The sequence below is a fragment of the Pseudomonas sp. SDO52101_S400 genome, assembly GCF_054071635.1.
Genome location: NZ_JBSVWF010000052.1, coordinates 1 through 15,449, shown reverse-complemented (window position 1 = coordinate 15,449; position 15,449 = coordinate 1). Strand labels below are relative to the sequence as shown.

Annotated in this window: 12 protein-coding genes; all 12 read right to left on the bottom strand. The window is 60.7% G+C overall.

Annotated features, from left to right (window positions below; all coding sequences use genetic code 11):
- Positions 1-20: 20 nt before the first annotated feature.
- Positions 21-1,178: a UDP-4-amino-4,6-dideoxy-N-acetyl-beta-L-altrosamine transaminase gene (pseC, locus tag ACW9HX_RS22575; protein ID WP_457382315.1), complete on the bottom strand. Its 1,158-nt coding sequence runs from the start codon at positions 1,176-1,178 to the stop codon at positions 21-23.
- Complete coding sequence (gene pseB / locus ACW9HX_RS22570; RefSeq protein WP_085699491.1) at positions 1,175-2,176, bottom strand: UDP-N-acetylglucosamine 4,6-dehydratase (inverting); 1,002 nt, start codon at positions 2,174-2,176, stop codon at positions 1,175-1,177. The genes pseC and pseB overlap by 4 nt, the downstream gene beginning before the upstream one ends.
- A gap of 25 nt (positions 2,177-2,201) precedes the next feature.
- Complete coding sequence (locus ACW9HX_RS22565; protein WP_457382314.1) at positions 2,202-5,126, bottom strand: TIGR00180 family glycosyltransferase; 2,925 nt, start codon at positions 5,124-5,126, stop codon at positions 2,202-2,204.
- Positions 5,127-5,175: 49 nt separating this feature from the next.
- Complete coding sequence (locus ACW9HX_RS22560) at positions 5,176-5,904, bottom strand: cephalosporin hydroxylase family protein (protein ID WP_457382313.1); 729 nt, start codon at positions 5,902-5,904, stop codon at positions 5,176-5,178.
- Positions 5,905-5,933: 29 nt separating this feature from the next.
- Positions 5,934-6,599, bottom strand: coding sequence for an acetyltransferase (locus tag ACW9HX_RS22555; protein WP_119428837.1), 666 nt, complete (start codon positions 6,597-6,599; stop codon positions 5,934-5,936).
- Entirely contained in the window at positions 6,596-7,717 is a 1,122-nt protein-coding gene (locus tag ACW9HX_RS22550) for a DegT/DnrJ/EryC1/StrS family aminotransferase (RefSeq protein ID WP_457382312.1), read from the bottom strand. The genes ACW9HX_RS22555 and ACW9HX_RS22550 overlap by 4 nt, the downstream gene beginning before the upstream one ends.
- Positions 7,714-8,940: a methyltransferase domain-containing protein gene (locus tag ACW9HX_RS22545; RefSeq protein WP_457382311.1), complete on the bottom strand. Its 1,227-nt coding sequence runs from the start codon at positions 8,938-8,940 to the stop codon at positions 7,714-7,716. Before ACW9HX_RS22545 ends, ACW9HX_RS22550 begins: the two co-directional genes overlap by 4 nt.
- A complete protein-coding gene (locus ACW9HX_RS22540; RefSeq protein ID WP_119428840.1) occupies positions 8,937-9,497 on the bottom strand; it encodes a dTDP-4-dehydrorhamnose 3,5-epimerase family protein in 561 nt (186 codons plus the stop codon). Before ACW9HX_RS22540 ends, ACW9HX_RS22545 begins: the two co-directional genes overlap by 4 nt.
- Positions 9,494-10,576, bottom strand: coding sequence for a CDP-glucose 4,6-dehydratase (gene rfbG / locus ACW9HX_RS22535; protein WP_085710435.1), 1,083 nt, complete (start codon positions 10,574-10,576; stop codon positions 9,494-9,496). The genes ACW9HX_RS22540 and rfbG overlap by 4 nt, the downstream gene beginning before the upstream one ends.
- The gene (gene rfbF / locus ACW9HX_RS22530) at positions 10,558-11,331 is read right to left on the bottom strand and encodes a glucose-1-phosphate cytidylyltransferase (RefSeq protein ID WP_457382310.1); all 774 of its coding nucleotides are present in this window, start codon (positions 11,329-11,331) and stop codon (positions 10,558-10,560) included. The genes rfbG and rfbF overlap by 19 nt, the downstream gene beginning before the upstream one ends.
- Before the next feature lie 253 nt (positions 11,332-11,584).
- On the bottom strand, positions 11,585-13,993 hold the full coding sequence (locus tag ACW9HX_RS22525; RefSeq protein WP_457382309.1) for a calcium-binding protein: 2,409 nt from the start codon (positions 13,991-13,993) through the stop codon (positions 11,585-11,587).
- Positions 13,994-14,214: 221 nt separating this feature from the next.
- On the bottom strand, positions 14,215-15,449 hold a 1,235-nt coding region (locus ACW9HX_RS22520), incomplete at its 5' end, for a calcium-binding protein (RefSeq protein ID WP_457382308.1).

Genomic DNA, 15,449 nt, shown 5'->3' with positions numbered 1-15,449 from the left:
ATCCACCGCCGCAGCGGCACTCATTCAGTCAATCGACGCAATTGCTCGACCACGAAATCCTGTTGTTGATCGCTCAGCAACGGAAACAGCGGCAGGCTGATCGCTTCGGCGTAATAACGCTCGGCTTCGGGAAAGTCTCCCTCGGCGAAACCCAGTTCACGATAGTACGGCTGCAGATGCACCGGAATGTAATGCAGGTTCACGCCGATGCCGGCCGCGCGCAAGCCTTCGAACACCTGACGGTGGCTGAGGTTGATGCGCTCGGTCTGCAAGCGCACCACGTACAGGTGCCAGGCCGATTCGGCGTCCGGCTGGATGCTCGGCACAGTGACCGGCAAATACGCCAGCAAGCGCTCGTAACGCGCCGCCAGCTCCCGGCGACGGGCAATGAATTCGTCCAGCTTGCTCAGCTGTGACAGACCCAGCGCGGCTTGCAGATCGGTGATCCGATAATTGAACCCCAGCTCGACCTGTTGGTAATACCACGGGCCATGACTGGGCTCGGTCATCTGCTGCGGATCGCGGGTCATGCCGTGGCTGCGCAGGCGTTGCAGGCGCTCGGCCAGTTCCGGGCGATTGGTCAGCACCATGCCGCCTTCGCCGCTGGTGATGATCTTCACCGGATGGAAGCTGAACACCGTCATCGCCGCGAATTCACCGCAACCCACCGGACGCCCGGCGTAGCTGGCGCCAACCGCGTGGGAGGCGTCTTCGATCACGGTGAAGTTGTAGCGTTCGGCCAGTTCGGCGATTCGCCGCATGTCGCAGCTCTGCCCGGAGAACGCCACCGCCACCAACACTTTGGGCAAGGTGCCGTCGCGTTCGGCAGCGTCGAGTTTGCTGGCCAGAACTTCGGCATCGAGGTTCCAGGTCAGCGGATCGATGTCCACGAAATCAACGTCGGCGCCGCAGTAACGGCCGCAGTTGGCCGACGCGAGAAAGGTGTTCGGCGTAGTCCACAAACGGTCACCCGCCCCCAACCCTGCGGCCAGGCAAGCAATGTGCAGCGCCGCCGTGGCGTTGCACACCGCGACCGCGAAATCGGCCTGGCAACGCTCGGCCATCGCCTGCTCGAAGCGTTCGATGGTCGGGCCCTGGGTCAACCAGTCGGACTGCAACACTTCGACGACCGCGTCGATGTCCGTCTGGTCGAGGCTTTGCCGGCCGTAGGGAATCATACCGACAGCTTCGCGTGCAGGTCGGCGATCTGCCCCACCGAAAGGAAGTGCGGGTTGGTGTCGGAGCGGTATTCGAAATCTTCGCCGACCGGTACGCCACGCTCGCCAAGTTTGTCCTCGGCAAAGTCCACATCGACGCTGGTGAAGCGGATCGACGGCTGGATGGTGTAGTGATCGGCGAACTCCAGGGTCATCCGCGCATCGTCCAGCGGCACCATCAGTTCGTGCAGCTTCTCGCCCGGACGGATGCCGACATTCTTGTGCGGCAGATGCTCGGCCATGCCGCGCGCCAGATCGACCACACGGATCGACGGGATCTTCGGCACGAACACTTCACCGCCGTGCATCCGCGCAAAGCTGTCGAGGACGAACTGCACGCCGTGATCGAGGGTGATCCAGAAGCGGGTCATGCGCTCGTCGGTGATCGGCAGTTCTTTCGCGCCATCGGCAATCAGCTTGCTGAAAAACGGCACCACCGAGCCGCGCGAACCCGCCACGTTGCCGTAGCGCACCACGGCAAAACGCGTCTGTTGCTCACCGGCAATGTTGTTGGCGGCGACGAACAATTTGTCCGACAGCAACTTGGTGGCGCCGTACAGATTGATCGGGCTCGCCGCCTTGTCGGTGGACAGCGCCACGACCTTCTTCACGCCATTGTCGATGGCGGCGGCGATGATGTTCTCCGCACCATTGACGTTGGTGCGAATGCACTCGGTCGGGTTGTACTCCGCCGCCGGCACCTGTTTCAACGCCGCGGCATGCACCACGTAATCGATACCGCGCATGGCCTGGCGCAGACGATCGGCATCGCGCACATCGCCGAGGAAGTAGCGCATGCACGGCGCATTGAACGTCTGCTGCATTTCGTATTGCTTGAGTTCATCCCGGGAGAACACCACCACGCGCTTGGGCTGGTATTGCTCGAGCAGGCGCGCAATGAACTTGCGCCCGAACGAGCCGGTGCCGCCAGAGATGAAAATCGATTTACCGTTGAACATGTCTTGAGTCCCGTTCCCTGTCGACCTAGGCGATCAACTGTGCCCAGTTCAGCGAAGCGCTTTCATCCAGGACAAACCCTTTGCCGATCAGGCTCAGGTTGGCGTTGTACGCCGAATCGCCCGCGAACGCGCCAGACCATTTTTCACGCAATGCCTGCAGTGCTTGCGGCGACTGCGCCTGTTGACCGGAATGAATCACCTGGACCAGCGGCGTCCAGACGGTGAGGAAACCGGCCTGGCCAGCCTTCAGGCACAGATCGACATCGCTGTAACCGTCGGCGAATGCCTGTTCATCCAGGCCACCCAGCGCATCGAACAGTTCCTTGCGCACCATCAGGCAGACGCCCGATACCGCCGAGTAGTTCTGCTCCACCGCCAGGCGATGCATGTAACCGTTGGCGTCGTGTTTCTCGCCGACAAAGGCAGAACCTACGCCGCCATTCAAGCCGAGAATAAGACCCGCCTGGGAGATCTTGCCGTCACGGTCGACCAGTTTCGCACCCACGATACCGACCTCCGGCCGCAGGGCGTGATTGAGCAACTGCTCGATCCAGTTCGGGTTGACCACTTCACCATCGGCCGCCATCAGCACCAGGAACTCGCCCTGCGCCTCCTGGCTGGCAGCATTGCACAGAGCCACGTCGCTCAGGACCTGCTCGGCGCGCAGCACGCGGACCTTGGCGTTGCGCAGGGTTCCCAGCCAGTCATTGACGTCAGCCGAGAGGTTCGGATTGGCCGCGATCAACACTTCATAACGGGTGTAGCGCGTTCTGAGCAAAATACCTTCCAGGCAACGCTGCAGTGCCGGCAGATCATCACTGGCCGGCAGGATAACCGATACCAGCGGCTGCTCGGTGTGACGGTAGTCGACCTGATAGGTGCCAGGTTGCGTCGAGGTAATCTTGGCCTTGTAGCCGCGATTGCCCAGATGCCGCAGCAGGGCCTGACGCTCGTCGGCGTTTTCTTCCGGTTCCGCTGCCCGGGAAATCAGCAACGGTTCGTCGAGGTGCGCCAGACCATTGAGACCGCCCTGCTCGATGATGCGCAGCAACAGATCAAACTCCAGCGCCTTGCTGAAATCAGCCTGATAGCCGCCGGCTTCGATCAACACGTCACGACGGATCAGCCAGTGCCGCGCCATCTGCGCCGGCAGGCTTTGCAGCAGGTCAAGGTTGAAGCCCGGACGGAAGGCATCGATCAATGCGCCTTCGGCGGTGCGCAGGATTTCGTCAGTGGCCACGGCACGGCATTCACCGGCCGACATCAGTTCCAGGCCGGCGCGCAACAGACCGCCCGCCGTGAACTCGTCGCCAGCCTCTGCCAGCAGCAGCCAGTCGCAAGGCGATTGGCGCACGCTCAGATTCAACTTGTCGACGAAGTTACTCTGGGTGACTCGCACAAAGTGCAAGGTGTTCTGCGCGGTGGTTGCTGCCAGTGGCTCACCGGTGGTGAACACCACCACTTTGAACGCCTTGCCGTGACCTTCGAGCAAGCTGTCCAGGGTGACCTGCAACTTGTCGATGTCGTTATCCAGATCGAGCAGGAAAATGCCGAACTGTGGGCCGCCGCCATTCGCCGCCAGGTGACGGGCAATCGCCTCGGCCTGCTCGGTGTCGGGCTGACGCGCATCGAGCCACTTGAGCAAGCGGCCTGTGCGCATTTTGCTGAATGTCGCCTGATTGCCTTCCAGCGATGCCGCTTCCAGACGCGCATTCCACTTACGCAGCTTTTCGGCGTCCTCGTCTTCACCCAGCAACTGCAACTGAGCTACCAGACGTTTGATGACGGTTCGGTTGAACACGTTGGCGTCGTGGGCTTGCCACAAGCGGTCCACCACACTTTCCGGCGTGTCGTTGTTGCGGGCCAGCATCAGGTTTTCCTGGCGGGCCCAGATACCTTCCAGCCCTTGCAACTGAATGCGCCCGGCCGGCATGGCGTGCAGCAGAAACTCGAACTGAGTCAGTTGATCGAAAAACGCCTGATTGTAGAACGGCATTTCAACGTACTGGCGCGGCCCGAAACGGCGCTGCGGGCCGGTTTCGATATCCGTCCAGGCCGACTCGATAATCAGCTCTGCGGTCAATGCCCGACCGGTACGCAGGCTGTCGGCCAGGGCCTCGAAACTCTCCAGGACAAACTGCTTGCCCTGCTGCGGATCCTGATGCTCGACCTGGGTCGGCAGGCCGGCCAGGAAAGCGGCGAAGGCTTCGCGCTCGGACACCGACTTGGCGTCCGTGTATGCCAACGAGTGGAAGATCTCGGTGTTGTGATCGGAGTGCTGGTAGTTGATTTCCCGCACGACATAAGAGATCGGCAGGATACGTGCCTTGCCCCGCGCCAGCATGTAATAGGTGTGACCGACTTCCTGCCACTGGAAGATCGTGTCTTCGGGCATAGCCTTGTACCAGTCGCGCAGGACATCGGAGCGCTGCACCGCATAAAACGGCGGCAGGTACTGCGACATGTAATCCAGCAGACGATCCTGGGCACGATCGGACGCGTAGTCTTCGCAGACTTTCTTGTCACGCCGGTAGTAGCTGACGCCGTTGGCCAGCGTCAGGTACATCATGCTGTAGCCGTGGCACAGGCTGTAATCGGGATTGGCGTCCATGAAGGCAACGGCTTCATGCAAGGCATCGTGCACCAGGAAGTCATCGTCGGCGGCGAACACCATGTACGGGGTCTGCAACTGCTCGATACCGTAGGCCAGCTTGGCGCGAATGCCCCAATAGCCGAACTGCGGCAGGTGCTGATACTCCACGTTTGCAAATTGCCCGGCCACGCCCGGCAGCGCTTCGGCGGACGAGTCGAGCACCAGGATCCGGCACGGCAGTGTGCTGTAGAAACGCACGGCCCTGCGCAGAAACGCCGGGCGTTCGTGAGAGATCAGCACAACGGTCAACTGGTCGTTGAGTGCCACACCGTGTTCAGAACTGTTCTTGCCTTGCATATTTTCCCCACAAGCGGCGAGTCGCCGAAAACTCTGCGTTGTTTGTCGATTAACGTACGCGGCGCAGATAACCATCCGGCGCGACTGTGATCAGCAACTTGCTGTGAATGGCCTGGTCGATCTCGAAATCGCGGTTTTCTTCCAGGTACGCCCACACGGCGGTTTTCGGGTTGTCACCCTTGCCCCACGGACGATCCGGAAAGGCGTCTTCCGGCATGTCTTCGACCACGGTGTCCATGACCACGCAGTAGCTGCCCACCGACACCAGCGGTGCATAGAGGCGCAGTTCCTCGAGGACGTGCTCGTGGGTATGGTTGGAGTCCAGCACCACCAGCACCTTCTTGCCCTGCACGCGCTCGCGGACCTGGTCGACGATGGCCTGATCGATACTCGAACCCTGGATCATGCTGATGCGTTTGAACATCGGATGCGCTTCGATGGCTTCACGGTTGTGCTGACGAATGTCGATGTCGACGCCCAGCACTTCACCATGACCGATCAGCTCCAGGATCGATGCGTAGAACACCAGCGAACCGCCGTGGGCGATACCGGTTTCAACGATCACGTCAGGACGCAGGTTCCAGATGATTTCCTGCATGGCGACCATGTCCTGCGGGAACTGGATGATCGGCCGGCCCATCCAGCTGAAGTTGTAGGTGTATTTGTGTCTGGCAGTGGTGCCGACCCAGTCCAGGGACTCGGTTTGCAATGCTTTGTCTTTCTGCAGGCCTTCGATGTTGGCCTTCACTTCTTCGCGAAACTGCTCATGTGGATTCATTGCAACTCTCCAAAAAATCGGGAAACGGCTTACTTGAACACCTTGGCGTCCGGGTAAGGCACCGTGTTGTTCTTGATGATCCTGGCGGGATTGCCCACCACGACCGAAAAATCCGGGACATCTTTCGTCACCACGGCACCCGCGCCGATGGTCACCCAGCGGCCGATGCGCAGGCGCGGCAGAATCGTGGCGTTGGTACCGATAAAGGTGCCGTCGCCGATCTCCACGCAGCCGGCGATACACACGCCAGGTGCCATGAACACCGAATGGCCGATCCGCCCTTCATGCCCCACCACGCTGCCGGCGCTGATGCTGGTGTTGTCGCCGAGTTCTACTTCGGCCTGCATCAACACGCCTTCCTGCAGGTAACTGCCCTGCCCCATGCGGATCATGCTCAGGTCGATGCCGGGATGGATGAACTGGCCCAATTGCGCGCCGGCCTCTACCAACTGGCAGGTGGTTTCGTAGCGTAAACGGGTACTGCCGGTGATCAGATTGACGAAGCGCACATCCGGTCCATTGAGCTCCGCCACCCGCTCCGAACCGCCGACCACCGGCACGCCGTAAAACAGCGTGCCGTGCTTGCGCGGATCGTTGTCGAGAAACGCAAACTCGATGTTCGGCGTGCTGCGCTTGACGGCCTGCAGCATGCGCACCGCTTCCGGGTTGGCAGCGCCCAGCAGATACATCTTCACGGTGCGTTCCTGCTGGCCAGCAAGTCGAGCACCACTTGCACCACGCGCTGCTGATCGGCGTCAGTCATTTCGTGATAACTCGGCAGATTGAAAGCCCGCTCCGGCAGGGCAAAGGACAGCGGGGTGTCAACGTTGTGCTCGCTGAACATCGGCAGCGTCGACAGCGGCCAGAAAAACACTCGGGCATCGATGTCGGCGGCCTGGAACGCCGCGATCAGTTGCTCGCGATGGATACCGGTATCGGCATCGAACACCACGGTCGGCATCCAGTAACCGTTGCGCCCGTGAGCCGGCTCGGGATTGAGCGACACGCCCGGCACGCCTTCCAGCGCCTGCGCATAGTTGGCAAAGATCGCCCGTTTGCGCGCGATCAACTCTTCGATCCGCTCGACCTGCGCGCAGCCGACCGCCGCCTGCAGGTTGCTCATCTTGTATTTGAAACCGACGAATTCCGGCCAGAACTGCTTTGTGCAACCCGCTACACGGCCATGGTTGGACAGGGTCAGCACGCGCTCATACAAGGCCTTGTCCGAGGTGACGAACATTCCGCCCTCGCCGGTGGTCATGGTCTTGGTGCCATGGAACGAGAACGCTCCGAAGGCCCCCAGCGAACCGGCAGCCTTGCCACGCCACTGCGAGCCGATGGCTTCGGCGGCGTCCTCGATCACCGGAATACCGAACTCCTTGCCGATGGCCAGCAAGGCATCCATGTCACACAGGTTGCCGTACAGGTGCACCGCAAGAATGGCTTTGGTTTGCGGAGAAATGGCGTTCCGGACCTGCTGCGGATCGAGGCACCAGCTATCGGCCAGGACATCGACAAACACCGGTGTGGCACCCAGGTAGGTAATCGGTGCTGCGGAGGCGATCCAGTTGGTGTTGGCCAGGATCACTTCGTCGCCGGCACCGATGCCCAATGCCGCCATGCCCATGTGCAGGGCGCCGGTGCAACTGGAAGTAGCGATCGCGTAGGTCGACCCCAGATGCTCGGCGAAACCGTGCTCGAAACGGGTCAGGTATTCGTAGCAACGCGCGCCCCAGCCGTTCTGCACGGCGTCCAGGGCATATTGCGCTTCGAGTTCGCCGACACTCGGTTTGGTGTAGTGAATTCTGCTCATTGAATGATCAACTCCGGAACGGCGACGACAAAGCGTGCGCCCCATGCTTTGGCCGACGACAACTGCTGCGTCACTTCGCTCAGCAGATTCCACGGCAGAACCAGGATGTAGTCAGGCCGCTCTTGCGCAATGCGCTCGGGCGCCACGATCGGAATGCGGCTGCCCGGCAGGCACTTGCCCTGCTTGTGCGGGTTGGCGTCGGCGACCCAGGCCAACAGGTCAGGTTTGACCCCGGCGTAGTTGAGCAACGTGTTGCCCTTGGCCGCAGCGCCGTAGCCGACCACTCGCTTGCCATCGGCCCTGGCCTGCAACAGGAAGCGCAGCAGGTCATGCTTGATGCGTTCGGCGGCCGGCGCCAGCGTGGCGTAGTACTCAGTGGTTTTTACCCCGGCGTCGAGCTCGGCCTGCAGCTGCTGTTGTACCGCTGGCTGCACGGCACGGCGTTCGCCATCCTTGCGCTGCACGAACACCCGCAATGAGCCGCCGTGAGTGCTCAACTGACTGACGTCGAACACTTCCAGCCCGTTGCGCTCGCACAACGTCTGCACGGCGGTCAGGGACAGGTAGGAATAATGCTCGTGGTACAGCGTGTCGAACTGCGCGCCTGCCATCAGCGTCAGCAGTTGCGGGAATTCGAAAGTGGCGACGCCGGTCGGCTTGAGCAGCGCGGCGAAACCGCCGAGGAAGTCATTGATGTCCGGCACGTGGGCCAGCACGTTGTTGGCGGCCATCAGGTCGGCGGCCCAGCCTTCGCTTTTCAGCTGGGCCGCGGTGTCGCGACCGAAGAACAGTTCACGAATCTCCAGGCCTTTTTCCCGTGCCGCCTGCGCGGTGCTGCGGGTCGGTTCAACACCCAGGCACTGGATGCCGCGACCGGCCACGTATTGCAGCAGGTAGCCGTCGTTGGCGGCGACTTCCACCACCCGGCTGTCGGCGGTCAGGCCGAAGCGCTCGACCATCTCCGCCACATAACGCTCGGCATGGGCCAGCCAGGTGCTGGAAAACGAACTGAAATAGGCGTACTCGGCGTCGAACAGGCTGTCGGCGCTGGTGTAGTCCTCGGTCTGCACCAGCCAGCATTGCTGGCACACGGCGACCTTCAGCGGCACCCATTGCTCGGCCTGCTCCAGCCGATCGACGTGCACGTAGGCGTTGGACGGTGGCGAGGTGCCGAGGTCGATCAGCGGCAGGCTCAGCGGTGCGGCGCACCCACGGCAGTTCATAGACGCACTCCAGCAAAGTGTTGATCGAGCGCGGGATGGCTGGAATCACGCGCTGACAAATTATTGACAGGCAACGGCCAGGCAATCGCCAGCCGTGGATCGTTCACCGACAGCCCGCCTTCGTGCTGCGGCGCGTAATCGGCGCTGTGCAGGTAAAGCAGCTCGGCATCTTCGGTGAGGGTCTGGAAACCGTGGGCGAAACCGGCGGGAATCAACAGGCTGCGACCATCGCCGGCCTTCAGGTGCTCGGCGTGCCAGTGCAGGAACGTCTCGGAATCCGGACGCAGGTCCACCGCCACGTCCCACACTTCACCGCGCAGGCAGGTGATCAGCTTGGCTTCCGGTGCGTTGGCATTCTGGTAATGCAAACCGCGCACGCTGCCCTTCTCGCGGGTGCAGGAGTGGTTGATCTGACGGATGTGAAATTCGCTGCCGAACGCCTTCAGGCTGCCCTCGCAGAACAGCCGGGCGAAGTGCCCGCGCTGATCTTCGAAGCGTTTGTGCTGGACGCTGAACAATCCGGCCAGCGGCAACTGTTTCAAGGAAAACTCGCTCACAGCGCGCCCCGGTACAGGTTCAGTTGGCCGAGGGTCACGGTGCGCATGTCGTCACCGTTCTGCCACGCCAGGTGCCAGTCGAGGGTCTGGGTCAGGCATTGCTGCAACGACCAGCGCGGTTGCCAGCCAAGGACCTGACGGGCGCGGCTGCTGTCCAGGCGCAGCAGGCCGGCTTCATGCAGTTCGCTCGGCTCGATGCGCAGACCACGGGCCTGTGGCCAGCGGTTGGCGAGCAGCTCGACCACTTCGCCGACGCTGCACATGTCCGCTTCGCCCGGGCCGAAGTTCCACGCCCCGGCGTATTCCGGACCTTCTTCGTAGAGCCCGGCGGCCAGTTGCAGGTAGCCGGCCAGCGGCTCCAGCGCGTGTTGCCACGGGCGCACGGCTTGCGGGTAACGCAGGGTCACCGGCTCGTCTGCGGACCAGGCTTTCAATACGTCGGGAATCAGGCGCTCAGGGGCGAAATCACCGCCACCCAACACGTTGCCGGCGCGTGCGGTGGCCAATGCCAAGCCGTGCTCGGCGTACTTGTCGGCCGGGAAGAACGACGCGGCATAAGACTGCGCCAACAACTCGCAGCAAGCCTTGCTGCTGCTGTAAGGGTCGTGACCACCGAGGGCTTCGTCCTCGCGGTACGGCCACAGCCATTCCTTGTTGGCGTAGACCTTGTCGGTGGTCACCAGCACACAGGCCCGCACGCAGCCGACCTGACGAATCGCTTCGAGCAGGTTCAGAGTGCCCATGACATTGCTGGAGTAGGTGCCGAGCGGATCGCGATAACCTTCACGCACTAGCGGCTGGGCCGCCAGGTGCAGGACGATCTCCGGCTCGGTGTCGGCGATGATTTCGAGCAAGGCGCCGAGGTCACGCAGGTCGCCGCGCTGATCGTCGATGCCTTCGTGCACCCGCGCCAGTTCGAACAGGCTCGGCTCGGTCGAAGGATCGAGGGAGAAACCGCTGACTTGCGCGCCGAGGCTTTGCAGCCACAGGGTCAGCCAGCTGCCCTTGAAACCGGTGTGCCCGGTGACCAGAACCCGCTTGCCGCGCCAGAATTCAGGACTCAGGCCCATTGCTTCCATGGGGCCTCCCCGCTCTGCCACAGCGCTTCGAGATGGTTCTTGTCGCGCAGAGTGTCCATTGGCTGCCAGAAACCTTCGTGCTGGTAGGCCAACAGTTCACCGCGCTCGGCCAGACCGTCCAGCGGGCCGGATTCCCACGAGGTCGAATCACCTTCGATCAGCGGCAGGACTTTCGGTGACAGCACGAAGAAACCACCGTTGATCCAGCCACCGTCACCCCGCGGTTTTTCGGTGAACCCGAGTACCCGGTCACCGTCGCGATCCAGAGCACCATAGCGGCCCGGCGGCTGCACCGCAGTCACTGTAGCCAGTTTGCCGTGGGTCAGATGGAAGTCGACCAGTGCGCTGATGTTCAGATCAGAAACACCGTCGCCATAGGTGAAGCAGAAGGCTTTTTCGTCTTCCAGATAGCGCGACACCCGGCGCAGACGGCCACCGGTCATGGTTTCCTCACCCGTGTCCACCAGCGTCACGCGCCATGGCTCACTGTAGTTCTGGTGAACGTCCATGCGGTTTTCACGCATGTCGAAGGTCACGTCGGAGGTGTGCAGGAAGTAGTTGGCGAAGAAGTCCTTGATCGCGTAGCCCTTGTAGCCGAGGCAAATCACGAAGTCGTGAATTCCGTGGACGGAATACTGTTTCATGATGTGCCAGAGAATTGGCTTGCCACCGATCTCGATCATCGGTTTCGGCTTGAGGTGCGACTCTTCACTGATGCGCGTGCCCAGGCCACCCGCCAAAATAACTGCCTTCATGGTCTCCCCTCTCGTTCGTCACAGGGCTGCGCGCGGCTTTCCAAGCTTTGCGGCCGTCTGGCTAAACCTTTCTGCCGGTCCGGGCGCCGGGGCAATGGCCGCGAGCGCTCGTTTTATGGCGATTTGAGGGGGACTTGCAGGAAACGCGCCAGCTCCACCGGCACTGCGTCGATGGGGACACGGGCATGAAAAAAGGGATGAGTCGTTGCCGGACTCATCCCTTTCATCGAGCGGCTTCAATCAATCGATCGGATCAACCGAACAGGGCAAACCCGTCGGTAGCGGCTGGCAGGGTGAAGGCCTGGCCGTCCGCGGTCTGAATGTGCTCGATGTTGTTGAAGCCCGCATACCAGCCCGCCAGTTTCACGCCACCGGTCGGCGCACCGACACTGCCGTCATTGGCGCTGTGCAAGTAGGCGTCGTCGCCGATACGGGTCACGTTCAACTGGCTGGCGTTGGCAATGGTGTTCAGGATCAGGGTGTCGTTCAGGCTGGTGCCGCCGTCCTGAATCACCACCAGACCGGAGGTGTTCACCACGTAAGTGTCATCACCTTCACCGCCATTGGCGAAACCACCGGAGACCTGCTGGCCGGCAAGGTTGAGAATCAACCGGTCGTCACCCTCACCTCCGAACAACGAGTAGCTGCTGCCCTTGCCGGTCAATACGTCGTTGCCGATACCGCCGATGGCGCTGCCGTTGACCACCGTCACGGTGTCGTTGCCGTCGTCACCGAATGCGTTGGTGCCCAGATCGTTTTCGGCACTGTTGATCACATCATCGCCCGCCCCGCCATACAACTGATCGGCCTGCGCATTATCAGCCACACCTTCGAGGCTGAACGGTCCGATGTCGGATACCAGGCCGCCGTAGATGACGTCGTTGCCGTCACCGCCATTGATCAGATCGCTGCCGCGCCCGCCTTCCAGGTAGTTGTCCGCTTCGTTGCCGGTCAAGGTGTCGTCGAAATGACTGCCCATCACGCCTTCGACATTGACCAGCGTATCGCCCTGTGCATCGCCACCCAGGTTGATACCGGTCTGCAGATTGATCTCTACCGCCGAGGCACTGGTGAGGTACCAGACGTTATCGATGCCGTCGCGACCATCGATCGTATCCCCGCCGCCGCCACCGATGAACGTTTCGTTGCCGGCCGAACCGATGAAGAAATCAACGTACTGACTGCCTTCGATCAATTCGATGCTGGTGTATTCAGGCATCGGATCCCAGGGCTTGTAGACTGCACCACTCAGGTCGATCGTCATCGGCATGAAGGCGTATTTGAAGCTGATCAGATCCTGCCCCTGTCCGCCATCCAGGCCGAAATACCAGGCCATGCCGGTCGCGTAAAAAGTGTCGTTGAAGTCACTGCCACGGATGATCTCGATGTTCTGGAATGTATCGCCATCAGCGATCCCCGAAAACTCCCGGGTTGCCCAGTTCAGCGTCATGGCGACCGTGCTGTCGCCGTAGCTGAGCACATCGATACCGTCGCCACCGTCGAAGGAGTCGCCTTTGGCACCGCCGAACAGCACGTCGTTGCCGCTGCCGCCGACGATCGTGTTCCAGGTGTCGTTGCCATAGCCGGTAAAGTCGCCGGTTCCGGTGTACGTCAGGTTTTCAACGAACGGATCCAGGTGCATCTCGGACAGCGTGGTGTACACCTGATCGGTGCCGCCCATGAAGCCCTCGGCCTCTTCGATGGTCACACCGGTGCTGTTGATGATGTAAACATCGTTCCAATCGCCACCGGCCAGAGTCACGCCACCGATGTTGGCGGTAAACTGATCGGCATTGTTGGTGCCAACGATCTTTTCGACATTGCGAAAGGTGTCGCCCACTGCATTGATACCACTGCCGATCTCGATGGTGACCGACCCCGCGTTCCATTTATAGCTCACCGTGTCGTAGCCATCGGAACCGTCAATGATCATTGACCCTTCGGAGCGATAGATCAGATCGTCGAACTTCGAACCTTCAATGGCTTCGATACCGGTGAAGGTGTCTCCGTAGGCAATGGTCAACCCGTCATAGTTGCTCCAGTCCGCGATTCTCACCCCTTCGAGACTGTCGCTGTAGCTGACGGTATCGAAACCTTCGCCACCCACGAAGTGATCCGCCCCGTCGCCACCCCACATCCAGTCGTTGCCGGCACCGCCAACGATCTCGTTGTCGGTGTCACTGCCATAGGCCTTGAAATCACCTGTGCCGGTGAAGGTCAGTTTTTCGATGAAGGGATCCATCTTGATGGTGTTGAGACTGGTGCGCAGCTCGTCGTAACCACCGTAGCTTTCTTCGATGATGGTCACGCCTTCGCTGCCGACGATGTACACATCGTCACCCCAGCTACCGTCCAGCGTCACACCGGCAATGTTGCCGGTGAAGGTGTCGTTGAAATACGTACCGATGACTTTCTCGACGTTGAGCAAGGTGTCGTGCTTGCCCTCGGCACCCGTGACAGTCGACGCGTCATTGCCGATCTCGACACTGACTGCCGAAGACAGTACGCGATAATCCGCCGTATCAAACCCCTCGCCCCCATCCAGCACGTCCGATCCGGCACTGCCAATCAGTTGGTCATCCGACTCCAGTCCATAGAGTTCATCATTGCCATCGGTGCCCACCAGGTAATCCACGTCACTCGTTCCATTCACTACTGACATTTGTTTCTTCCTTGCGTTGTTGTTGAACCGGATACCGTCAAAGAGCGCTGAGCGTCAGCTTGCTGAAAATAAACTTCGAACCCATGACTTCGGTCATTTCAAACGACGTCGCAGGGAAGGAATCGACTCAAAAAAAAATTAAAAAAACAGGCGATCCGGGATCGCCTGTTTTCTATCATCGATGCCCCCACCAAACCATCGTGAAGGCATTTGTCCTGCTATCAACCGAACATGGCGAACCCGTCATTGCCGGTTGGCAGGTTGATGAAATTGCCGTCAGACGTCTGGATATATTCAATATTGTTGAAACCGGCGAACCAGTCCTTCAGTCGCACGCCGTCTTCCGGAGTCTGGCCTTCGAAGACGCTGTACTGATGCAGGAACAGATCATTGCCGACCCGGTCAAGCAGCAGTTGCTGAGTGCTGATGTTCGTCAGGATCAACTTGTCGCCGGAACTGGTGCCGGTGTCCTGAATGGTGACCAGTTTCGTGGTATTGACGATGTAGGTGTCATTATCCTCGCCGCCGAACGCCGAACCCGGACCACCTACCAGAACCAGTTTGTCAGCACCCGCTCCACCGAACAGCGAGTAGCCGGCGCCAATCCCGGTCAGCAGATCGTTGCCCTCACCACCGTCAGCCACGCCATACCCCACGGTAATGGTGTCATTGCCGGCTTCACCAAAGGCCTGGGTGCCTCGGTCATCGGTGGCGGCAACGATGACGTCGTCGCCATTGCCGCCATACAGAAGGTCAGCCTGCGGCCCACCCGCTGCGACATTCACGGCGAATGGTCCGAGCGGGGTGTACAGGCTGCCATAGATGACATCGTTGCCATCCCCGCCATAAATGACGTCGTTACCCAGACCGCCCTCCAGACCATTGGCGGCAGCATTGCCGATCAACGTGTCATTAAAGTTCGTCCCGATCAGACTCTCGATATTGATGAAGACATCGCCCTCGGCATCACCACCCTGGCTGACACCGGTCTGCAGGTTGATATTCACGGCGGTGGCGTTGTTGGCGTACCAGACCGTGTCAATGCCTTCACGACCGTCGAACACGTCGGCACCGGCTCCACCCACGAAGTTGTCGTTGGCGGTGGAACCCAGGAACGTGTCAGCGAAACGAGTGCCCTGGAAGATCTCGATCCCGGCGAAGGTATCACCCGCTGCATCGCCGGCGTTGGCGTTGGTTTTCAGGTCGATGGTGACCGCGCTGTCCGATGATTCATAGCTGACCATGTCCAGGCCAAGACCGCCGTTGATTGCGATTGCCGCAGAGTTGCCAACGAAGACATCGTTGTATTTCGAGCCCGTCATTGCCTCGATGCTGTTGTAGGTGTCGCCTGCTGCGATCCCCGAGTTGACACCGGTTTTCAGGTTGATGCTGACGCCCGTTGTGCTGTCGTCATAGGACACGGTGTCCATGCCTGCGCCACCGATGAACTGGTCGG

Excerpts from the sequence above, each read along its gene's own strand:
- ACW9HX_RS22525 (WP_457382309.1), bottom strand. The coding sequence starts at position 13,993 with ATGTCAGTAGTGAATGGAACGAGTGACGTGGATTACCTGGTGGGCACC.
- ACW9HX_RS22545 (WP_457382311.1), bottom strand. The coding sequence starts at position 8,940 with ATGAACTGCCGTGGGTGCGCCGCACCGCTGAGCCTGCCGCTGATCGAC.
- rfbG (WP_085710435.1), bottom strand. The coding sequence starts at position 10,576 with ATGGAAGCAATGGGCCTGAGTCCTGAATTCTGGCGCGGCAAGCGGGTT.
- ACW9HX_RS22565 (WP_457382314.1), bottom strand. The coding sequence starts at position 5,126 with ATGCAAGGCAAGAACAGTTCTGAACACGGTGTGGCACTCAACGACCAG.
- rfbF (WP_457382310.1), bottom strand. The coding sequence starts at position 11,331 with ATGAAGGCAGTTATTTTGGCGGGTGGCCTGGGCACGCGCATCAGTGAA.
- pseC (WP_457382315.1), bottom strand. The coding sequence starts at position 1,178 with ATGATTCCCTACGGCCGGCAAAGCCTCGACCAGACGGACATCGACGCG.
- pseB (WP_085699491.1), bottom strand. The coding sequence starts at position 2,176 with ATGTTCAACGGTAAATCGATTTTCATCTCTGGCGGCACCGGCTCGTTC.
- ACW9HX_RS22550 (WP_457382312.1), bottom strand. The coding sequence starts at position 7,717 with ATGAGCAGAATTCACTACACCAAACCGAGTGTCGGCGAACTCGAAGCG.
- ACW9HX_RS22560 (WP_457382313.1), bottom strand. The coding sequence starts at position 5,904 with ATGAATCCACATGAGCAGTTTCGCGAAGAAGTGAAGGCCAACATCGAA.